We start from the raw sequence: 21,739 nt of genomic DNA, 5'->3' as shown, positions 1-21,739 counted from the left end.
TAGAACCTGTTCTAGTTGTATCAGAGTCCTCGCGCAAGGGGGTCGGAATCGTCGCTTATCTGCGCTTTCTCCTCCCCGGGTTCGGTCAGCCCCGCGGCAAACCGAGAATGCGTTCCGCAGCTGCGGTCCGCAGGATCTGCGTCGTGCCGCCGGCGATCGACAGGCAACGGTTCTGCAGCACGGATTCGGCGGCCTCGGTCGCCGCCACACCGTCGATGCCGACCAGCTGCAGGGCCAGATCCGGCACGGACTGACGGTGCTCGACGCCGATCAGCTTGCGCACGCTCGACAGCGCACCGGGGTCGAGACCGGCGAGCTGTCGTGTCGCGGCGCGGGCATCGAGCACGCGGCCGACATGCGCATCGGCGAGCTGGGCGCCGAGCGCTGCCAGCTCGTCGTCGGTCAGCGGCCTCGACATTCCCTGCACCTGCGCGAGCAGCGCCTCCATCTCCTTGCCGAGGCCGGTACCGCCCATCGCGACCCGCTCGTTGGCGAGGGTTGTGCGGGCCAGCCGCCAGCCGTTGTTCACCTCGCCGACGACGCAGTCGTCGGGAACCACGACGCCGTCGAGGAAGACCTCGTTGAAGTTGGCTCGGCCGGTCAGCTCGCGAAGGGGCCGGATGTCGATGCCGGGCGAGCTCATGTCGACGAGGAAATAGGTGATGCCCTTGTTCTTCGGCGCCTGGGGATCGGTGCGGGCCAGGCAGATGGCCCACTGGGCGTTGTGCGCCTGCGACGTCCAGATCTTCTGGCCGTCGAGTTTCCAGCCGCCGTCGACCCGTTCGGCGCGGGTGCGCAGAGCCGCGAGGTCCGACCCCGCTTCCGGTTCACTGAACAGCTGGCACCACACGATGTCGCCGGCCAGCGTCGGGGCGACGAAACGTTCGCGTTGGGCGTCGGTGCCGTGCTGCAGGATGGTGGGGATCGCCCAGGCCCCGATCACCAGGTCCGGACGCTCGACCTCCGCACGGTCGAGTTCGGTGTCGATGAGCAACTGCAGCGCCGCGTCGGCTCCCAGCCCGTGGGGCGACGGCCAGTGCGGGGTCAGGTACCCGGTCTCGGCCAGCAGCCGGCGACGATCCCCTGCGTCGGCCTCGGCGATCCGCGCGACGGTGGTCTGGACCTCGTCGCGCCGGTCCTCGACCTGCGAGAGATCCAAGCGGAACCGGCGACGCATCCCCGCGACACCGAGCTGCGCGAGCTCCACCGCATGGGAACGCGCGTTCTGCAGTGTCGACGCGGCCGCGAGTGCGGAACGCAGGTACAGATGGGCGTCGTGCTCGAAGGTGAAACCGATGCCGCCGAGCACCTGGATGCAGTCTTTGGCGTTGGCGACGGCGTCCTTGCCGACGATCACCTCGGCGGCCAATCGGCTGATCTCGAGCTGATCGTGCGCGGTGGCCCGCTCTTCCTCTGTCGTGGCGGCGAGCAGGTCGTCGACGGCGCGAGCCGCGTCCCACGCCACGGCGGTGACCCGCTCGCTCCGGCACAGCATCTCGGCGCAGATGTGCTTGATCGCCTGGAAGGACCCGATCGCGACCCCGAACTGGGTACGAACCTTCGCGTAGTCGACCGCGGTGTCGAGTGCCCAACGCGCGACGCCGCTCTGATAGGCGGCCAGGGTGGCCGACAGCAGGCCCTCGACGAGGTGGGCGTCGGGCACCTCGACGAGTGTCTCCGCCGAAACCCCGGCAAGCCGCACCCGGCTGACCGACGCGGTCCCGTCCAGCGCGCCCTGCGGTTGCGCCTCGACCGTGCCTACGCCCGGGGGCACCACCCACCAGCGGGCGTCCCGGCCGGGAACGTCCAACCGGACCAGCACCGCAGCCCCGTCGACGTAGCCGCTCACCAGCCCGAGGTCGAGGGAGTCGGCGAACGGTGGCACCTCGCCCGCCGGCGACCAGCTCGTCGCGGGCGTCACCACCGGCACCTGCCCGGAGAGCACATCGCCGAGGAGTTGGCGGGCAACGGCATCGCCGCTCGTGCCGAGTGCGATCGCGGCCGTCACGGTGGGTCCGACGGGACCGGGAACGAGCTCGGCACCGCATTTCTCGACCATTGACGCAACGTCGACGAAACTCGCGCCGAGCCCGTCGGCGTCTTCGGGAACCGCGGCGGCGAACACTCCGAACTCGGCCAGCCGGCCGAACAGGCCGGTCCACTGATCGCGGGGTTTGTCGATGTCGGAGCGGACGAGCTCGGTCACCTGCGCGCTACGCGCCCACGACTCGATACTCTGGCAGACGGCTACTTGCTCGGACGAGGTGGCGATTGTCACGACGAATCCTCTGTATGTCGAGTTGTGACGAATAATTAGAACCTGTTCTAATATGCCATGGGTGGATCGCGATCGGGTAGCCACCTGGATCCACCCGCCCGACCCTGATCACGTGAGGATGTTCGAGAGCACATGGCCCGTTCTGCACCCGGCAATGCCGCGGTCGAGGCCCCCAACGGGGCCGCGGCGTCCGCCGCCTCGCCCGAAGCCGGCTCCACCGCGCAGCGCGAACGCCGCCGCCGCATCCTCGACGCGACACTCGCGCTGGCCTCCAAGGGCGGATACGACGCCGTGCAGATGCGCACCGTCGCCGACAAGGCCGATGTCGCCGTCGGCACGCTCTACCGCTACTTCCCGTCGAAGGTGCACCTGCTGGTGACCGCACTCGCCCGCGAGTTCGAGCGGGTCGAGTCCAAGGTCGACCGCTCCCAGCTGCGAGGCGACACCCCGATCGACCGATTGCGCCACGTCCTCGACATGATCACGTTCGCCATGCAGCGCGATCCCCTGCTGACCGAGGCGATGACCCGGGCGTTCATGTTCGCCGACGCCTCGGCCACCGCCGAGGTCGATCAGGTGGCGGGCATCATCGACCGCCTACTCGCGGGCGCCATCGTCGACAACGGCGAACCGACCGAGGAAGATCTCGCTATCGCCCGTGTGCTGTCCGACGTCTGGATGTCGAACCTCGTGCAGTGGCTCACGCGTCGCGCGTCGGCCACCGATGTCACCAACCGACTCGAGCTGACGGTTCGTCTGCTGCTCAAAGATCGCCTGCACTAGACCGCGACATCCCGACTCGCACGGACGCTCGACGGTCCGTGCGCATCGGCGCGTCACGAACCATCTGACGTCACAACTATCTAACGACGGATCGTCTCGGTTGGGGGCTTCGGGCCATCTCGGTTACCTTTGTTAAGTCTGAGACTATTGTTAAGTAAAGGGGCTAGAGGTGCGATCCTCCTGGATGAAGCGACTGAGTGTCGTCGGGTGTGCGGTAGCTGTCGCGGTCACCGGATGGGCACCCGCCGCCCTCGCCGACCCCGCACCGGACCCAGACCGCGCCCGTGTCGACACCGTCATCCACGATTCGGCACAGCAGTCGACGCTCATCGTGTACTCGGCGGCGATGCGAAAGCTCATTCCGGTCAACGTCCTTCGGCCCAAAGACACCACGAAGCCCCGTCCCACACTGTATTTGCTCAACGGAGCCGGTGGCGGCGAGGACTCGGCGACGTGGGCCGCCAAGACGCAGTACGCGAAGTTCTTCTCCGACAAGGCCGTCAACGTCGTGACCCCCATCGGGGGAGCCTTCTCCTACTACACCGACTGGCAGCACGACGACCCGGTCCTGGGCCGCAACAAGTGGACGACCTTCCTCACCAAGGAACTACCGCCGTTGGTGGACAAGGAATTCGACACCACCGGAGTCAACGCGATCGCCGGCATCTCGATGGCGGGCACCTCGGTCCTCAATCTCGCGATCGCAGCCCCGAAGCTCTACCGGGCCGCGGCCGCTTACAGCGGATGTGCGCGGACCAGTGATCCGCTGGGACAGGCCTACATCCGGATGGTCGTGGCCGACCGCGGGCAGGGCAACCTCAACAACATGTGGGGACCCGTCAACTCGTCGGGCTGGCGCGACAACGATCCGTACATCAACGCCGCGAAGCTCCGCGGCACCAAGGTCTACATGACCAGCGGCACCGGTACGCCCGGTCAGTTCGACCGACTCGAGGCCCCACTCGTCGCCGGCGACCCGCTCACCCTCGCCAACCAGATGGTCATCGGCGGGATCATCGAGGCCGCGGTCAACGAGTGCACCAAGCAGATGGCCTCCCGGATGCGGGCGCTCAAGGTACCGCACAAGGTCACCTTCCGCCCGAGCGGAACCCACTCGTGGGGGTACTGGGAGCGCGACCTCGAGACCACCTGGCCGATGATCGCGGCAGACCTGAAGTGACCGATGGGACGACGAGACTCTGGGCCGACGATCTGACGGTGGGCCAGACCTTCGCGTTCGGCACGCACCACGTCACCGAAGATGAGCTACTCGACTTCGCCCGCGCATGGGATCCGCAGGATTTCCACGTGGACAAGGCCGTTGCCGAGCGTGGCCCCTACGGCGGACTCATCGCCAGTGGGCTGCACACCATGTCGATCTACCAGAAGCTCAACGTCACCGGGGTGCTCGACAATTGGCGGGTGATCGCGGGCAAGAGGCTCGGAGACGTGGAGTTCCTCCGCCCGGTCCGTCCCGGTGACACCCTGACCGGATCGACCGTCATCGACGCGATCGAGTTCGACGACCGCGACCGCGCTCTGGTCACCTCGTCGGCCGAACTGCGCAACACCGACGGCAAGCCGGTGATGCGGACCGTCGTCGAAGCCTATGTGCATGCACGGCCGGGTCGCACGCACACCTGACCTCTGACCCTGTGCGGCGGAGTGGTTTTCGACCTTCGGGTCAGCCCACTCCCGGCACCGGTACCTGCGCTCCGGTCACCGCACTCGAGGCGTCGGACACGAGGAACGCGATGGTGTCCGCGATCGCTTCGGGTGAGACCCACCCGGATCTCGACGAGTCCGGCTGACTCGCCCGGTTGCCCGGGGTGTCGATCACCGACGGCAGGATCGCGTTCGCGCGGACACCGTCGGACTTGTACTCGGCAGCGAGAGCGCTGATGAACGCCCACACCGCCGCCTTCGAGGTGAGGTATCCGGCCGCGCCGGAGAACGGCGCGAAGGCCGCCTTCGCCGAGACCCCGACGATCGAACCGCCGCCCGCCGCCACGAGTTTCGGGATCGTCGCGGCCGAGAGCAGATACAGCGGCCGCAGATTGAGGCGCAGGAGGCGTTCGAACTCGTCGACCGGGGTCGCGTCGACACGCTCCCCCATCGCGAACCCGCCGACCAGGTTGACGACCGCGGTGACCGGAGCCGCGGGATCGCTCGCCGCCCTCTCCACCACCTCGTCGACCGAGTTCTCGTCGAACAGATCGGCGCGCAGGGTGACCAGTCGGTCGGACTCGGGCAGCCGCGACAGTTCACTCTCGGCGACCCACGGCACCACCACCCGCCATCCGTCGTCGAGCAGCCGACGCGTCACCGCCGAGCCGAGCCCGCCGGTCCCGCCCGACACGATCACCGTCTTCGCCATCCGACACATCCCATCTCACCGGTCCGACACCGCACGACACCCGCCGGCGTGCCGCCGACCCTACTTCACCCGCGCGGCCGCAGGCTCCCGTCGGGACGAGCCTACGATGGACCTCGATGACCGACGACCGTGTTCCCGTGAGCGACGAGAGTCCGCGGGACCACGACACACCCGGCACATCCCCTGGAAGCCCTGCCGATGCCGGGATGTTCGCGTCGCTGCGCATCCCCAACTACCGCCTGTTCTTCGGCGGTATGGCCGTCTCGATGACGGGCTCGTGGATGCAGGCTACGGCCCAGGCCTGGCTGGTGCTGTCGCTCAGCGGATCGGCCTCGGTCCTCGGACTGATCGTCGCGCTGCAGGCACTGCCCGTCCTGCTGATCGGCCCGTATGCGGGCGTGATCGCCGATCGTGTCGACCGCCGGCGCCTGCTGATCATCCTGCAGTCGATGATGGGGTTGCTGGCGGCGGTCCTCGCCGTCGTCACCCTCACCGGCGTCGTACAGGTCTGGCACGTCGGGGTTCTCGCGGTGTTGCTGGGATTCGGGCATGCCTTCGAACAACCCGCACGCCAGGCTTTCATCCACCAGATCGTCGGCAAGGACCTGATCCGCAACGCCGTCACGCTGAACTCGGTGATGGTGAACGCCGCCCGGGCGGTGGGTCCCGCGGTCGCCGGGGTCGTCCTCGGCCTCGTCGGGTCCGGCCTGTGCTTCGCGATCAACGCAGTGAGTTTTGTGGCCGTGGTCGCCGCTCTCGTCGCCCTGGACGCCGCCGGGATCACCTCCGAGACACCGATTCCGCGTGCCAGAGGCCAACTACGCGAGGGTCTCCGATACGTCCGCGCGCACCCCGCGCTGTGGATCCCGCTGGTCACGATGGCGCTGGTCGGCACGCTCACCTACAACTTCCCGGTCACCCTGCCCGCCGCGGCCGACTTCGTGTTCGACGGCGGCCCGCAGGCCCTCGGCTTCATGACCTCCGCGATGGGCGTCGGCGCGGTCGTCGGCGGACTGGTGGTCGCAGCCCGCGGCACCACCGGCCTACGACCACTCACGTTGGCGGCGTTCGGTTTCGGTGTCACCGTTGCGGCCGCGGCGCTCGCGCCGAACCTACCGACGGTGATCTGTGCCCTGTTTCTCGTCGGCTGGCTCAGCGTCGCGTTCATGTCGACCGGCAACGCCACGCTGCAGCTCAACTCCGAACCACACATGCGGGGCCGGGTCATGGCGCTCTGGTCGGTGGCGTTCATGGGATCGACGCCCATCGGCGGTCCCATCATCGGCGCGATCATCGAGACATCCGACGCGCGTGTGGGTCTCGCGGTGGGCTCGGTGGCGTGCTTCCTCGCGGCCCTGCTCGCCTTCGTCGCGAGCCGGCGCACCCGTGAGCGCGCCGCCTAGACGAGCGGGCGGCCCGTCCGCACCCTCGCCCGGACATCCCAGAGCAGCATCCGGAAGCCGATCTGGGACAGCCACAGGGGCTTTCGACGTTCCTGCTCGACCAGACGCCCGACGTAGTCGTCGAACCAGCGCTGGTCGTCGTCGGTCCACTCCACTCGCAGCGCGACACGGAACGGCTCGGGCAGGTACCCGATGGTCCGTCGTAGCTTGACCGGTCCGTACTTCTCCTGGATCGCGGTGGGCGCGTAGCCGAAGTTCGCGATGTCGAGCAGGAAATCCCTGATCTCGTCACTGATCTCGATGCGGGAGACCTGATCGTCCCAGTAGGCCGTGAACTCGTCGCGGGTCGCGGGCCATGCCTCCGCGGGCATCTGCAGCGTGGTGCCGCACACCTTGCCCTGCTGGTAGAACGTCTCCCGGTCGGTGCCGCGAAGCGGTCCGTGGACGCGCTCGTAGATGTCTTCCCAGCCGTAGTAGAGGCATGCCGCCACCCAGAGTTGGAGGTCGGGATTCATCGCGTTGTACTGCACGGGACTGTTCTCGTCGGAGCGCACCTGCGCATGCTGGCCGTTGACCGCCTGACGGTAGCGGCGCCGATCGTCGGCGTTGCCGAGCATGGCCACCGCGAGATACGAGGCGGTGGTTCGGGCCCGCTTGACCGGGTGCTTGTCCAGCCGGCCGTTCTCCACCTTGCTGTGTGCCACGCCGTACCCGACCGCCGGGTTGGCGAGCTGCATGATGACGTTGGTCGTACTCATCGTCTGCCCCATCGACAGCAGCGACCTCGCGAAGAAGCTGCTGTCGAGATTGTCCATCTCGGCTCGCGACATCCGGTTCTCGCGTTGCGTCATGACCCGCCCCATTCTGATAACGCACGTTGTCTGATATTCGCATCAGCTTAGCGCGAGTCGCCGCGCCGGTCGACAACATGGGCGGAGCGGCCTCGCCCGACACGACGAACCCCGGCTCACACGACGGTGAGCCGGGGTTCGGCAGCGGACGTCCCGCAGGGGTCAGTAGGTGTAGAACCCGCGACCGGTCTTGCGACCGAGGCGGCCGGCGTCGACCATGCGACGCAGCAGGGCCGGCGGTGCGTAGTGCGGCTCGGCGAACTCCTCGTAGAGAGATTCCGCCGCCGACAGCGTGACGTCGAGGCCGATCGTGTCCAGCAGGGTCAGCGGTCCCATCGGGTAACCGCAGCCACCCTTCATCGCGGTGTCGATGTCCTCGGCGGAGGCGTAGCCCGAGTCGAACATGCGGATGGCCTGGCACAGGTATGGGATGAGCAGCGCATTGACGATGAAACCCGACCGGTCCCCCGCGTTCACCGGGTTCTTGCCCAGGGTGTCGCGGACGTACGCGGTGACCGCGTCGGCTGTCTCGGGAGCGGTGGTGAGTGTGGAGATGATCTCGACCAGCGGCATCACCGGCACCGGGTTGAAGAAGTGCACACCCACGACGCGCTCGGGGGTCTTGGTGGCGGTCGCGACCTTGATGATCGGGATCGATGACGTATTGGTCGCCAAGATCGTGTTCGGGCCTGTCGCCGCTTCGAGGTCGGCGAAGATCTGGCGCTTGAGCTCCTCGATCTCCGGGGCGGCCTCGATGACGAGCTCACGGTCGGCGAGGTCGGCATAGTCGGTGGTCACCCGCAGACGGGCGAGGGCCGCGTCCGCGTCGTCCTGACCGAGCTTGTTCTTGCTGACGGCCTTCGCCAACGACTTCTCCACGCGGGAGCGCGCGGCATCGGCGAACTCCAGCTTGACCTCGACGATCACCACATCGCTACCGGCCTTGGCGCACACCTCCGCGATGCCCGCTCCCATGGTGCCTCCGCCGATGACGCCGATCTGTTGCACAGTGAAACCTCCGATTCGAGTGATACGACAAACGGTAGTCGGTCGCGGCCGAGCCGCGAACCCGGGCCGGTGGTCGCCGTGAAAGGCGATTTCGCGGATTGAGCCGTGCCGCATCACGCCGCCCGCTAGCGTGACTCAGATCACGATCGGGGGATGCGATGATGCCACCTGGGTTCGATGTGTCACGAGCGGCCGGTCCAGGACCGCGATGGCGCCGACGATTCCGTGTCGCCGTGTGCCTGGCCGCCGGTGCCACGCTCGCCTCGACAATGCTGGTGGCGGCACCCGCCGGCGCCGCCAACCATCTGTTCCCCGACATCTCCGAGGTGTCCGTGCCCCAGGCGGAATGTGGTCCCGGGTCGCTGCCCGAACCCGGACTGCAGGGCGATGTCAGCGCCGAGGATCGCCTGTCCGGACGCAGCATGCGCGGCTACCGGTGCAACATCACCCGACTCGGCGGCGTTCGCGGGGCGGGCGGCGGCATCGTGTCGGCGAGCTTCGAACACTGCAGCTACACCGGCAGTCTGTTCCCCGGCAACAACTGGGTGAACCCGCCCGGGGTTCAGGTGATCGACGCCTCGAACCCGCGCGCGCCGCGAGTGGTCGGTTCGCTGACCGATCCGGCGATGCGCGGCGGCACATGGGAGACGTTGAAGGTCAACAAGGAGCGAAAGCTCCTGGCCGCCACGTCGGTCCCGTTGCTGTGGGGTGGCGGCTTCTTCGCCGTGTACGACATCTCCGACTGCGCCCGCCCCAAGCTCCTCAACAAGGGCCCGGGCACCTCGACCCCGCTGCCGTTCACCTCGCATGAGGGCGGCTTCTCACCCGACGGCCGCACCTACTGGGCCTCCGGGGTGTTCCCGGGGCACCTCAGTGCCATCGACATCTCCGATCCCCGGTCACCCCGGGTGATCTGGCAGGGGCTGCACTCCTTCCTCGGGCACGGATTCGGCGTCTCACCGGACGGCAACCGGATGTACCTGTCGAACATGGCGGGTGTCACGGTGCTCGACATCAGCGACGTCCAGAAGCGTCGCCCGCACCCCCAGGTCCCGCATGTCGCCGCCTACCTGTGGCCCGACGGCCAGCTCAACCAGCACTCGATCCCGATCACCTATCGCGGACGGCCCCACATCGTCACCTCCGACGAAGCGGGTTCGGGCGGGGTCAAGATCTTCGACGTGACAAGGGTCAACCAACCCCGCTACGCAGCGCAGATCAAGCTCGAGATCAATCTGCCCGAGCATCTCGACACCAACGTGCGGTCGTCGACCGGCGGGTCGTTGTTCAGCAGCAATCCGCACTACTGCGCAGTCGACCGGCCGAACGATCCCACTGCGCTCGCCTGCGGCTGGGAGTCCTCGGGCATCCGCGTGTTCGACATCCGCGATCTCGATCGAATCCGCGAGGTCGCCTACTACAACCCACCGGCGCGCACGGGCACCACCTTGCTGGAGACACCCAACTCACCGCATGTCGTCGGCTCGCTGCTGGGCGTGCCCGCCGTCGAATTCCTCAGTCTGGGGATGTCGATCGCGAACGGCAAGGTCAGGTTGAACGAGATGGTCGGCCCCCGAAGCGGAATGGTCGTCGGCGGCGACATGTCGACGGACTGGTGCATGTCCCCGCCGGAGTTCCGGGGCAACGAGCTGCGGGTCACCTGTTCCGACGGCGGTTTCCAGGTCTTGCGATTGAGTTCGGCGGTGTACACCCCGCCCCCGGACCAGGATTCGACGATCGGGTGAGCGTGCTCCGCCCCGGCGCTCCGCTGGTCCGGGTCGCCGTTCTCACCGTGACCGCGGCCTTGCTCGTCGTCATGGGCTTCGTCGCGGGCGCGGTGTGGCAGGGTCGCGGTCCGGACTCGCCGTCGATGAGTGTCTCCGACATCGGATTCGCGCAGGACATGTCGACCCACCACGACCAGGCGATCCTCATGTCGCGGACGATCGGCGCGATACCCGGCGTCTCCCCGCAGATCCGCGGTGTCGCCGACCGGATCGTCCACACGCAGACCGCCGAGACCGCCACCATGCGCGGCTGGCTGCAGTTCTTCGACGAGCCGATGACCCCGGCGCAACCGATGGCCTGGATGCCCGGCGGCGACACCCACGGTGACGGCCATCGCGGAGGCGGAGTCGACCATGCCGACCCGCCGATGCCGGGCATGGCGAGTGTCGACGAGATCGGCCGCTTGAGCGCCCTGCCGCCTGCCGAGGCAGAAATCCTGTTCCTACAGCTGATGATCCGGCACCACCGCGGCGGGATGGAGATGGCCCGGTCTGCATACAACGACGCGCGGACCCGTTCCACGACAAAGGATCTCGCACTCATGATGATCGGCGACCAGGGAGACGAGATCGGCCAGATGACGATGCTGCTCAAAGAGCGCGGGGCCGAGCCACTGCCGACCTGACCGACCGTTCGACGCTAGTCGGTCTTCGGATGCAGCATGAACATCTCCCAGACCTCTTTCTGGTCGGCTGCCCACGGGTCATAGACGAACGGGGCGTGCCGCATGGCCATCCCGGCCTTCCGCGGTGTGCGATCGGCCTTGAAACCGTTGCAGGACTTGCACGCCGCGACCTGGTTCCCGAATGTGCTCGGCCCGCCCTGAGACACCGGCACGATGTGGTCGACCGTGTCGGCCGGGCCGTCGCAATAGGCACAGATCCACTGGTCGCGGCGCAGGATCGTCGCGTTCGAGGCATAGGAGTCCATCGTCTTGCCCGCGAACGGGCGGTAGGCGTCGCGTTTGATCGCCACCACCTTGTGGATGGGCAGCGACACCGTCGGCGAATGCACGACACGAACCAGCGGGGTGCCCTCGACGTTCCGCGCGACCTCGGTGGTCAACAGCACCGCGGCGCGGCGCCAGGTGACGCGCGCCAGTATCTGTAGTCCGGCATTGGTGACGAAGATGGTCATGGCAGCTCCTCGATGCGTTGGCGAGTGAATGCGCCGACCATCGAGGTTCATGACCTCAGGAACTGGTGACGCTGGATGTGATCGGTCCCGACCGACCAAGGGCCCGTGGCCCGTATCGGTAGTCGGATTCGGTCATCCGCCACTCGCAAGCGAATGCCCTGACACCCATCGACATCTGCGTCACCTCCTCACGTTCTCTCTGGCCTGCTCTTTCGCCACGATAACCGCGTGCAGCACACCCTGCCACCGTTTATCCGCGGCGTGTTCGGAAGTTCACCCAGTTCACACGGGCCGTTTCCACGTCCACCGTTCGTCGTAATCGCTGTCGGGCACCGCCGGGCGGACGCCGTCGCGCGCTACCGTCGGACGGTGTCCACCCAGCACGCCCCGCACGACGAACCGCCTCCTGCGGTTCGAGACGGCGACATCGCTCTGGCGATCCTCCTGTGGCTCGTGCATGCCGCCTTGGGGTTCGCCACGTTCGTCGCCGCCATGCTGACCGCTTTCGGCACCGACGTGTGCGCCTATGAGGCGTGCGGCAACCCCGAGTGGGTCGAGGTCGCCATCGTCACCGCGATGGCGTCGGGGTGCGTACTCCTCGTGGGCTCGGTGGTCGTCGGCATCCGTCGGATGAGACGGCGGCGGCCGGCGCTGCCGATCGCCGCCTGGGGCTGCTTTGCCCAGCTCGTGATGATCCCGATCGTGCTGGCCATCGGCGGTCAGGCCGGCACTCTCGACTGACCGCTCAGAAGATCTCCGGCAGATCCTGCGACACCGTGTTCGGGTATGTCGCAGGTCGCTTCTCGAGGAACGACATGACGCCTTCGTAGACGTCGCCGGACTGACCGCGGTAGAAGATCGCTTTCGAGTCGGCGTGATGGGCCTCCAGTGGGCTGGGCGCCCCGGCCATACGCCACAACAGCTGTCGCGTGAGAGCCGCCGACACCGGTGCGCTGTTCGCGGTCATCTCGCGCGCGATGGCGATGGCGGCGTCGACGACCTGGTCCTTGGGAACGATCTGCTGGATCAGCCCGCGCTCCAGGGCCTCGTCGGCCTGCACCATCTTGGCTCCGATCGTCCACTGCAGGGCCGTCGGCAGTCCGACCAGACGCGGGAGGAACCAGCTCGACGCGGCTTCGGGAACGAGGCCTCGCGCCGCGAAGACGAACCCGAACTTCGCATCCTCCGAGGCGATCCGGACGTCGGCGGGCAGCGTCATCGTCACCCCGACACCGGCCGACGGTCCGTTCACGGCCACCACGATCGGTTTGAGCGAGGCGAACATCCGCAGCGTCAACTTGCCGCCCTCGTCCGCGGGCACCTCACCGGAGGTGACTGCAGACGAGGCATCGAACGACGACCCGCCCGCCTCGAGATCAGCGCCCGCACAGAACGCGCGTCCGTTGCCCGTGATCACCACGGCGCGCACGGAATCGTCGGCGTCGGTGTCGTCGAACGCGGCTCGCAGCTCTTCCCCCATCTGCAGGGTGAAGGCGTTGAGCCGATCGGGCCGGTCGAGCCGGAAGATCGCGATCTCCCCGTCCCGCTCGACGGTGATGGTGGGCTGGTCCTGTCGGGACTTGCGCCCGACCTCTGATGTATCGCTCGTCACAGGACCGATGCTATCCGGCGCTGGGACACTCCGCGTCGACTGTGTCACTCCTCGGGCGGCCACGACGACAACGGCGGCGCCACCCTCATCGGGTGACGCCGCCGTGGTGTCAGATCAGCTCAGACGGGCTTGTTTCTCAACTCGCGTCGGCCTCGCCGGCCTTGGTGAGCTCGATCGGGGCGTCGGGAACCATACGAGGCTTCTCCGAACCCGCGAAGGTGAACTTGGCGTCCTCGCCCTCACCCTCGCCGTCCCAGTTCTCCACGTCGACGAGCACGATCTGTCCGGGAGCGATGTCGCCGAACAGGATCTTCTCCGACAGCTGGTCCTCGATCTCGCGCTGGATCGTACGACGCAGCGGACGTGCACCGAGCACCGGATCGAATCCGCGCTTGGCCAGCAGCGACTTCGCCCGGTCGGTCACCTCGAGTGCCATGTCCTTGTTCTTCAGTGCACCCTCCACGCGCGTGAGCATGAGGTCGACCATCTGGATGATCTCCTCTCGCGTCAGCTGGTGGAAGACGACGATGTCGTCGATGCGGTTGAGGAACTCGGGGCGGAAGTGCTTCTTGAGCTCGTCGTTGACCTTCTGCTTCATCCGGTCGTAGTTCGACTTGGTGCCGTCGCTCGACGAGAAGCCCATGCCCACGGCCTTCGAGATGTCGCTCGTGCCGAGGTTCGAGGTGAAGATCAGCACGGTGTTCTTGAAGTCGACCGTGCGACCCTGACCGTCGGTGAGCCGACCGTCTTCGAGGACCTGCAACAGGGTGTTGTAGATCTCCGAGTGGGCCTTCTCGATCTCGTCGAACAGCACCACGGAGAACGGCTTGCGGCGCACCTTCTCGGTGAGCTGGCCACCCTCTTCGTACCCGACGTACCCGGGAGGGGCACCGAACAGACGCGAGGCGGTGAAGCGGTCGTGGAACTCACCCATGTCGATCTGGATCAGGGCGTCGTCCTCGCCGAACAGGAAGTTCGCCAGCGCCTTGGAGAGCTCGGTCTTACCGACACCGGACGGGCCGGCGAAGATGAACGAGCCCGACGGACGCTTCGGATCCTTCAAACCAGCACGGGTGCGGCGGATCGCCTTGGACACCGCCCTGACGGCGTCTTCCTGGCCGATGATCCGCTTGTGCAGCTCGTCCTCCATGCGGAGCAGACGGGTGGTCTCCTCCTCGGTGAGCTTGAACACCGGGATGCCGGTCCAGTTACCCAGGACCTCGGCGATCTGCTCGTCGTCGACCTCGGCCACGACGTCCATGTCGCCGCTGCGCCATTGCTTCTCACGCTCGGCCCGCTCGGCGACCAGCTGCTTCTCCTTGTCGCGGAGGCTGGCGGCCTTCTCGAAGTCCTGCGCGTCGATCGCGCTTTCCTTCTCCTTGCGGGCGTCGGCGATGCGCTCGTCGAACTCGCGCAGGTCTGGCGGTGCGGTCATGCGACGGATGCGCATGCGCGCACCGGCCTCGTCGATGAGGTCGATCGCCTTGTCCGGCAGGAACCGGTCATTGATGTAGCGGTCGGCCAGCGTGGCAGCCGCGACCAGCGCACCGTCGGTGATCGACACGCGGTGGTGCGACTCGTAGCGGTCGCGCAGACCCTTGAGGATCTCGATGGTGTGCTCGACCGACGGCTCGCCCACCTGCACGGGCTGGAAACGACGCTCGAGGGCGGCGTCCTTCTCGATGTACTTGCGGTACTCGTCGAGGGTCGTCGCACCGATGGTCTGCAGCTCTCCACGGGCCAGCTTCGGCTTGAGGATGCTGGCGGCGTCGATCGCGCCCTCGGCCGCACCTGCGCCGACGAGCGTGTGCAGCTCGTCGATGAACAGGATGATGTCGCCGCGGGTGTTGATCTCCTTGAGCACCTTCTTCAGGCGTTCCTCGAAATCACCGCGGTAGCGGCTGCCCGCGACCAGCGAACCGAGGTCGAGGGTGTAGAGCTGCTTGTCCTTGAGCGTCTCGGGGACCTGACCGTTGACGATGGCCTGCGCGAGGCCCTCGACCACGGCGGTCTTACCCACGCCGGGCTCGCCGATCAGCACCGGGTTGTTCTTGGTGCGACGGCTCAGGACCTGCATGACCCGCTCGATTTCCTTCTCGCGCCCGATGACCGGGTCGAGCTTGCCCTCGGAGGCAGCGGCCGTCAGGTTGCGGCCGAACTGGTCGAGGACGAGCGAGGTCGACGGCGTACCGGACTCGCTGCTCCGGCCGCCGGTGCCGGCTTCCTGCGGCTCCTTGCCCTGGTATCCGCTGAGCAGCTGGATGACCTGCTGGCGGACCCGGTTGAGGTCGGCGCCGAGCTTGACCAGCACCTGGGCGGCAACGCCCTCGCCCTCGCGGATGAGGCCGAGCAGGATGTGCTCGGTGCCGATGTAGTTGTGGCCGAGCTGCAGGGCCTCGCGCAGCGAGAGCTCCAGCACCTTCTTGGCGCGCGGGGTGAACGGGATGTGCCCCGACGGTGCCTGCTGTCCCTGGCCGATGATCTCTTCGACCTGACTGCGGACACCTTCCAGGGAGATCCCGAGCGACTCGAGTGCCTTGGCGGCCACGCCCTCGCCCTCGTGGATGAGGCCGAGGAGGATGTGCTCGGTACCGATGTAGTTGTGGTTGAGCATGCGCGCTTCTTCTTGGGCCAGAACCACAACCCGACGCGCGCGGTCGGTGAACCGTTCGAACATTGTTCTCCCTCACATTGCTAGCGCCCCGGCCGCCGCGGAGACCACCACGGAGGTCCCGGAGGACAACCGGTGCGGATAGACGACGACCAGCCTGCTTCCACTCTAGAGGTCGTCTCGGGTGCACCTGCAGTTAACGCCTGCGCAGAGTGCATGGATCCACCGATGCGGCGGGGATGTGCCCTGTACAACTGCGCTGGCCGGGGCTGTGTTCCCGGGTCGCTACGCCGAGAGCGAACAGGCCCGGCAACCCCGTCTCCAGCGGCATTCCCTCGTCATGACCGCAGCACGGAGAGGATGTTGCCGGAGGGATCGGTGAACCAGGCGCCGGAGGGCCCATCCCGATCTCTTCCTCGTCGGAGAGCCAGATGATCTGGACCCAGTTGCCGTCGGCGTCCCGGGTCGTCGCCGGACAGAAGTACCGAACTGCTGGTTGCGGTGGCCCTGCCGATACAGACCGGGCGCGGATCACGAACTCATCGCCACGTCCGGTGATTCGCCCAAACCGCCCGCTTCACCAGTGATCGGACTAGCGTCGTAGCCCATGAGTCACGGCGCCCGTCGTCTGTCCTTCTCCGCTCCGGCCGACCCCGACTCGGTGAGCGAGCCATCGCCCCGCTCAGGCAGGGTCAACCTGACGGTCTTCATCGCCTCGGCTGTCATCGTGGTCGCCTTCGCCGTCTGGGCGCTGGCGACTCCGGCGGCGGCCGAGTCGACGATCAACGACGTACGCGATTTCATCAGCCGCTGGTTCGGTTGGTGGTACTTCGTCCTCGCCACCGCGATCGTCGGTCTCGTGGTGTTCCTCGGCCTCAGCAAGTACGGGCGCTACCGACTGGGGCCGGAGGAGTCGCGTCCGGAGTACAGCCTCTTCACGTGGACCTCGATGCTGTTCGCCGCCGGCATCGGTATCGACCTGATGTTCTTCTCCGTCGCCGAGCCGGTCACGCACTTCCTGAACCCGCCGTCCGGTGCGGCGGAGACCAACGCGGCGGCGCGGGAAGCGGTGACATGGACCGTCTTCCACTACGGCGTCACGGGCTGGGCCATGTACGCGCTGATGGGTGGCGCACTCGCCTACTTCGCCTTCCGGCACAACCTCCCGCTCACCATCCGCGCCGCGCTCTACCCGATCTTCGGCAAGCGTGTGGAAGGACGCTGGGGTGACGCGATCGACGTCGCCGCGGTTCTCGGCACGATCTTCGGTATCGCGACGTCCCTGGGCATCGGCGTGGTGCAACTCAACTTCGGCCTGAACGAGATCTTCGGCATCCAGCAGGGCAAGGCCGCCCAGATCGGCCTGATCGTGCTGGCGGTCGTCATCGCCACCGCATCGGCGACATCGGGTGTGGACAAGGGGATCCGCCGACTCTCCGAGATCAACGTGATCCTGGCGATCTGCCTGCTGGTCTACATCACGGTCGCCAAGGATGCGGACTTCCTGCTCAACGGTCTCGTCCAGAACGCAGGCGATTACGTCTCCACGTTCGCCGACCGCACTCTCGACACCTTCGCCTGGGATCAGGTGAATCCGCAGCCGGGCAACGACGCCCGCGGCTTCGTCGACGGTTGGACCCTGTTCTTCTGGGCCTGGTGGGTGGCCTGGGCGCCGTTCGTCGGACTGTTCCTCGCGCGCATCTCGCGCGGACGTACGTTGCGGCAGTTCATCTTCGGCGTCCTGGTCGTCCCGTTCAGCTTCATCCTGGTGTGGATCTCGATCTTCGGCAACAGCGCCCTCCAGGTGGCCCGCGGTGACAAGGATTTCGCCGAGACCACCGCCTCCACACCCGAAGCCGGCTTCTATTCCCTGCTCGAGCAATATCCGGGTTCGACGCTCCTCATCGGGATCGCGACGATCACCGGCCTGCTGTTCTATGTGACCAGTGCCGACTCCGGCTCTCTGGTCATGGGCAACTTCACCAGTCGCCTCGACGACCCGATGGCCGATTGCGCTCGCTCCCTTCGTATCTTCTGGTCGGTGGCCATCGGCCTGCTGACCCTGTCGATGCTGTTCGCCGGGGGCGGCGACGGGTCCATCCTCACCCTGCAGGCCGCGACGGTGATCATGGGCCTGCCGTTCTCCTTCGTCCTGGGGCTGATCGGCATCTCGCTGCTACGCGCGGTCCGCAACGAGTCGGTGAAACTCGACAGCTTCCGGACCACCCTGCCGAAGGTGATCGCCGTCGGGCGCGGGCCCACCGAACACGGCAGCTGGCGGCAGCGACTCATCGGGACCCTGCGCTTCCCCGGCCCGGTCGCCACGCGGAAATTCATCACCACGACGGTGATCCCCGCGATGTCCGAGGTCGCCGACCAGTTCACCCGGGAGGGAATCACCGCGACGGTCGACGAGTCGGGGACCAACGAGGGTCTGCCTTCGCCGCGTCTGCGGGTCGAGCTCGCGGATGTCGCATGTTTCGACTACTGCGTGTGGCCGGTGTCCGCGCCGACGCCGACCTACGCGGTCCGGACACAACGATCCGATGACCGGTACTTCCGATGCGAGGTCTATCTCACCGAAGGCTCCCAGGGGTATTCGCTCGTCGGCTACACCCGCGATCAGATCATCGGGGACATCCTCGACCAGTACGAGCGACACCTCGGCTACCTCCATCTCCGAGACGCCGCCGCGGACCACCACGACCCCGCCCCCGAGCCGGGCGCCGGCGACGGTACCGTGCCCGACAGCGACACGGACATCCCCGACATCGACCCCGAAGGAGCTCCCGCTCGATGAGCGACACCCTCTACATCGACGGCCGATGGTGTTCGGCGATCGCGGGCGGCACACGTGAGATTCATTGTCCGGCCGACAATTCGGTGGTGGGCACGGTGGCCGAGGCGACCGCCGCCGACACCGAGACCGCCATCGCCGCCGCGCGCCGCGCCTTCGACTCCGGACAGTGGAGCGAGACCCCGGCCGCCCGGCGCGGCGACCTCTTACTGCGCATCGCCGATCAGATCGACTCGCGCCGAGAGGAGTTCGTCCGCGCTGAAACCCTCGACACCGGTAAACGGCCCTACGAGTCGGACATCGACATGACCGACATCGCGAACTGCTTCCGCTACTTCGGGAAGCTCGCGGCCGCCGACGCCGGACGTGTCGTCGACACCGGCTCGCCGGACGCCGACTCACGGATCGTGTACGAACCGGTCGGCGTGTGTGGACTCGTCACACCGTGGAACTACCCGCTTCTGCAGGCGGCGTGGAAGGTCGCCCCCGCCCTGGCCGCGGGCAACACCTTCGTCCTCAAACCGGCCGAGCTGACCCCGCACACGTCGATCCTGCTGATGGAGGTCCTGCACGACCTCGGACTGCCCGCGGGCGTCGCCAACCTCGTCCTCGGCGCGGGCGCCGACGCCGGGGCCCCACTGTCGTCGCATCCCGATGTCGACCTGGTCTCGTTCACGGGCGGCCTGGTGACCGGACGGATCATCGCCCGCGAGGCGGCCGCGACCGTGAAGAAGGTGGCCCTCGAACTCGGCGGCAAGAACCCCAATGTGGTGTTCGCCGATGCGTGCGCCACCGAGGACCTGCTCGCGGCGGCCGTCGACAACGCCTTGAACGCGGCATTTCTGCATTCGGGGCAGGTCTGTTCGGCCGGGGCGCGGCTCATCGTCGAGGAGTCGGCACATGACCGGTTCGTGGACGAACTGGTTCGCCGTGCCGAGCAGATCCGTCTGGGTCTCCCCTACGCCGAGGGGACCGAGACGGGGCCTCTGATCTCGAGCGCGCACCGCGACAAGGTGCATGCGTATGTGGAACAGGCGCGCTCGGATGGGGCGGTCGTCGTGACCGGCGGCGCATTCGCGACCGGCGACCACGGGTCGGGCAGCCTCGATGACGGCTGGTTCTATCTGCCGACCGTCATCGACCGCGCCGATCGTTCGATGGCCTGTGTGCACGACGAGGCGTTCGGCCCCACGGTCACCGTCGAGACGTTCACCTCCGAGGACGAGGCGGTGACCCTCGCCAACGACACCGTCTACGGCCTGGCCGGTGCGGTGTGGTCGGCCGACGCCGCCCGCGCCCGCCGCATCGCTCGACGCATCCGGGCAGGCACCGTGTGGGTCAACGACTTCGGTCCGTACCTCCCCGAAGCCGAGTGGGGTGGTTACGGCCAGTCGGGCTTCGGCCGCGAGCTCGGTCCGACGGGCCTGGCCGAGTACCGCGAGGCCAAGCACGTGTACGAGAACCTCCGGCCGGGCGTCACCGGCTGGTTCGCCGACCGGGAGGATCAGCGGTGACCGGGACCCACGACACCGAGGTCTACGACTATGTGGTGGTCGGCGGAGGCTCGGCCGGTGCTGCGGTGGCGTCGCGACTCTCCGAGGACGCCTCGGTGACGGTGTGCCTGCTGGAGGCGGGACCGTCGGATGTCGGCGACGACGCGATCCTGCGGCTCGACCGCTGGATGGAGCTACTCGAATCCGGTTATGACTGGGACTATCCCATCGAGTCGCAGGAGAACGGCAACGACTTCATGCGGCATGCGCGCGCCAAGGTCCTGGGCGGGTGCAGTTCGCACAACAGTTGCATCGCCTTCTGGGCGCCCCGGCAGGACCTCGATGCCTGGGAGCGCGATTTCGGTTGTGCCGGATGGGGTTCCGAGGAACTGTATCGCCTCTACCCGCAGATCGAGACGAATGACGCCCCGGGCGATCATCACGGTCGCAGCGGGCCCGTCCACATCATGACGGTGCCCCCGAACGACCCCTGCGGCGTCGCGGTACTCGACGCCTGCGAGGCGGTCGGCATCCCACGCGCCGAGTTCAACAGCGGTTCGACGGTCGTCAACGGCGCGAACTTCTTCCAGATCAACCGGCGCCCCGACGGTACGCGGGCGTCGTCGTCGGTCAGCTACCTGCACCCTCACCTCGATCGACCGAACCTGACGGTTCGCACGGGTTCGTGGGCCAAGCGAGTGGCCGTCGAGAAGGTCGACGGGGAGCTGCGCGCGGTCGGTGTGGACATCACCGACAACGCCTTCGGACGGACCACCAGGATCGGCGCCGCGCGAGAGGTGATCGTCTCGGCCGGGGCCATCGACTCCCCGAAGTTGCTCATGCTCTCCGGGATCGGCCCGGCCGACGACCTCCGCCGGCACGAGATCGACGTTCTCGTGGACGCACCCGGGGTCGGCGAACATCTCCAGGACCATCCCGAAGGGGTCATCGGCTTCGAGACGACGCGACCAATGACGCGGCAATCCACCCAGTGGTGGGAGGCAGGCATCTTCACCACGATCGACGACGGCCTGGACCGCCCGGATCTCATGATGCATTACGGCAGTGTTCCGTTCGACATGCACACGCTGCGGCAGGGTTACCCGACCAGCGACAACACCTTCTGCCTGACGCCGAACGTGACCCACGCGCGTTCCCGCGGGACGGTCCGCCTGCGCTCCCGCGACTTCCGCGACAAACCGCGGGTGGATCCGCGCTACTTCACCGACGCCGAGGGTTACGACATGCGGATCATGATCGCGGGCCTGCGCCGGGCGCGCGACATCGCCACCGCCGCACCGCTCGCGGAATGGATTGCGCGGGAGTTGTATCCGGGTCCCGACACCACATCCGACGCCGAGTTGGCCGACTACATCACCCGCACCCACAACACCGTCTACCACCCCGTGGGCACCGTGCGCATGGGACCCCCCGACGACGACATGTCGCCGCTCGATCCCGAATTGAGGGTCAAAGGCATTGTGGGACTTCGGGTCGCCGATGCGTCGGTGTTCCCCGAACACACGACCGTGAACCCGAACATCACCGTGATGCTCGTCGGCGAGCGGTGCGCCGAGCTGGTCGCCGCCGACCGCTAGGAC

The 21,739-nt window shown here is 67.3% G+C and carries 17 protein-coding genes; 10 read left to right on the top strand and 7 right to left on the bottom strand.

Features of this window, described 5'->3' with window-relative positions:
• Window positions 1-85: 85 nt before the first annotated feature.
• Window positions 86-2,278, bottom strand: a complete 2,193-nt coding sequence (locus tag ACSUZC_RS04000; protein ID WP_439031626.1) for an acyl-CoA dehydrogenase family protein — start codon at window positions 2,276-2,278, stop codon at window positions 86-88.
• Window positions 2,279-2,410: 132 nt separating this feature from the next.
• On the opposite strand from ACSUZC_RS04000, the gene kstR reads away from it, so the two are divergent.
• The 3 genes from kstR to ACSUZC_RS03985 all read left to right on the top strand — a co-directional run bounded on the left by kstR (window position 2,411) and on the right by ACSUZC_RS03985 (window position 4,705).
• Window positions 2,411-3,061 (top strand): cholesterol catabolism transcriptional regulator KstR, encoded by a 651-nt coding sequence (kstR, locus tag ACSUZC_RS03995; protein ID WP_238422186.1) that lies wholly within the window; start codon window positions 2,411-2,413, stop codon window positions 3,059-3,061.
• A 169-nt stretch (window positions 3,062-3,230) separates the two neighbouring features.
• Window positions 3,231-4,241 (top strand): alpha/beta hydrolase, encoded by a 1,011-nt coding sequence (locus ACSUZC_RS03990; protein WP_439031625.1) that lies wholly within the window; start codon window positions 3,231-3,233, stop codon window positions 4,239-4,241.
• A 38-nt stretch (window positions 4,242-4,279) separates the two neighbouring features.
• Window positions 4,280-4,705, top strand: coding sequence for a MaoC/PaaZ C-terminal domain-containing protein (locus ACSUZC_RS03985; RefSeq protein ID WP_439031624.1), 426 nt, complete (start codon window positions 4,280-4,282; stop codon window positions 4,703-4,705).
• 40 nt (window positions 4,706-4,745) lie between these two features.
• On the opposite strand, the gene ACSUZC_RS03980 is transcribed toward ACSUZC_RS03985, so the two are convergent.
• The gene (locus tag ACSUZC_RS03980; RefSeq protein WP_439031623.1) at window positions 4,746-5,438 is read right to left on the bottom strand and encodes an SDR family NAD(P)-dependent oxidoreductase; all 693 of its coding nucleotides are present in this window, start codon (window positions 5,436-5,438) and stop codon (window positions 4,746-4,748) included.
• Between the two features lie 116 nt (window positions 5,439-5,554).
• Between ACSUZC_RS03980 and ACSUZC_RS03975 the strand changes: the two genes are divergently transcribed.
• Window positions 5,555-6,841, top strand: a complete 1,287-nt coding sequence (locus tag ACSUZC_RS03975) for an MFS transporter (protein WP_439031622.1) — start codon at window positions 5,555-5,557, stop codon at window positions 6,839-6,841.
• On the opposite strand, the gene ACSUZC_RS03970 is transcribed toward ACSUZC_RS03975, so the two are convergent.
• Together ACSUZC_RS03970 and ACSUZC_RS03965 are read right to left on the bottom strand one after the other, a co-directional pair.
• Window positions 6,838-7,704 (bottom strand): oxygenase MpaB family protein, encoded by an 867-nt coding sequence (locus ACSUZC_RS03970; protein WP_439031621.1) that lies wholly within the window; start codon window positions 7,702-7,704, stop codon window positions 6,838-6,840. The two genes, ACSUZC_RS03975 and ACSUZC_RS03970, sit on opposite strands and share 4 nt — an antisense overlap.
• Before the next feature lie 150 nt (window positions 7,705-7,854).
• Window positions 7,855-8,700, bottom strand: a complete 846-nt coding sequence (locus tag ACSUZC_RS03965; protein ID WP_439031620.1) for a 3-hydroxybutyryl-CoA dehydrogenase — start codon at window positions 8,698-8,700, stop codon at window positions 7,855-7,857.
• 158 nt (window positions 8,701-8,858) lie between these two features.
• On the opposite strand from ACSUZC_RS03965, the gene ACSUZC_RS03960 reads away from it, so the two are divergent.
• Together ACSUZC_RS03960 and ACSUZC_RS03955 are read left to right on the top strand one after the other, a co-directional pair.
• Window positions 8,859-10,445: an LVIVD repeat-containing protein gene (locus tag ACSUZC_RS03960; protein WP_439031619.1), complete on the top strand. Its 1,587-nt coding sequence runs from the start codon at window positions 8,859-8,861 to the stop codon at window positions 10,443-10,445.
• On the top strand, window positions 10,442-11,113 hold the full coding sequence (locus tag ACSUZC_RS03955; protein ID WP_439031618.1) for a DUF305 domain-containing protein: 672 nt from the start codon (window positions 10,442-10,444) through the stop codon (window positions 11,111-11,113). Before ACSUZC_RS03960 ends, ACSUZC_RS03955 begins: the two co-directional genes overlap by 4 nt.
• Before the next feature lie 14 nt (window positions 11,114-11,127).
• On the opposite strand, the gene ACSUZC_RS03950 is transcribed toward ACSUZC_RS03955, so the two are convergent.
• Window positions 11,128-11,625: an HNH endonuclease gene (locus ACSUZC_RS03950; protein ID WP_238422178.1), complete on the bottom strand. Its 498-nt coding sequence runs from the start codon at window positions 11,623-11,625 to the stop codon at window positions 11,128-11,130.
• A 369-nt stretch (window positions 11,626-11,994) separates the two neighbouring features.
• On the opposite strand from ACSUZC_RS03950, the gene ACSUZC_RS03945 reads away from it, so the two are divergent.
• Window positions 11,995-12,366: a hypothetical protein gene (locus ACSUZC_RS03945; protein ID WP_439031617.1), complete on the top strand. Its 372-nt coding sequence runs from the start codon at window positions 11,995-11,997 to the stop codon at window positions 12,364-12,366.
• 4 nt (window positions 12,367-12,370) lie between these two features.
• Here ACSUZC_RS03945 and ACSUZC_RS03940 read toward each other — a convergent pair whose 3' ends face one another.
• Window positions 12,371-13,237 (bottom strand): enoyl-CoA hydratase-related protein, encoded by an 867-nt coding sequence (locus ACSUZC_RS03940; RefSeq protein WP_439031616.1) that lies wholly within the window; start codon window positions 13,235-13,237, stop codon window positions 12,371-12,373.
• A 136-nt stretch (window positions 13,238-13,373) separates the two neighbouring features.
• The gene (locus ACSUZC_RS03935) at window positions 13,374-15,914 is read right to left on the bottom strand and encodes an ATP-dependent Clp protease ATP-binding subunit (RefSeq protein WP_439031615.1); all 2,541 of its coding nucleotides are present in this window, start codon (window positions 15,912-15,914) and stop codon (window positions 13,374-13,376) included.
• A gap of 541 nt (window positions 15,915-16,455) precedes the next feature.
• On the opposite strand from ACSUZC_RS03935, the gene betT reads away from it, so the two are divergent.
• From betT to ACSUZC_RS03920, 3 genes are read left to right on the top strand one after another with little or no spacing between them, the layout of a single operon-like run.
• On the top strand, window positions 16,456-18,648 hold the full coding sequence (gene betT, locus ACSUZC_RS03930) for a choline BCCT transporter BetT (RefSeq protein WP_439031614.1): 2,193 nt from the start codon (window positions 16,456-16,458) through the stop codon (window positions 18,646-18,648).
• On the top strand, window positions 18,645-20,159 hold the full coding sequence (locus ACSUZC_RS03925) for an aldehyde dehydrogenase family protein (RefSeq protein WP_439031613.1): 1,515 nt from the start codon (window positions 18,645-18,647) through the stop codon (window positions 20,157-20,159). Before betT ends, ACSUZC_RS03925 begins: the two co-directional genes overlap by 4 nt.
• Window positions 20,156-21,736, top strand: coding sequence for a GMC family oxidoreductase (locus tag ACSUZC_RS03920; RefSeq protein WP_439031612.1), 1,581 nt, complete (start codon window positions 20,156-20,158; stop codon window positions 21,734-21,736). Before ACSUZC_RS03925 ends, ACSUZC_RS03920 begins: the two co-directional genes overlap by 4 nt.
• The last annotated feature ends 3 nt before the right edge of the window (window positions 21,737-21,739 follow it).

Source organism: Gordonia terrae (assembly GCF_051789125.1).
Classification (GTDB): Bacteria; Actinomycetota; Actinomycetes; order Mycobacteriales; family Mycobacteriaceae; genus Gordonia; species Gordonia terrae_A.
This window is presented reverse-complemented; position numbering and strand designations above follow the sequence as displayed.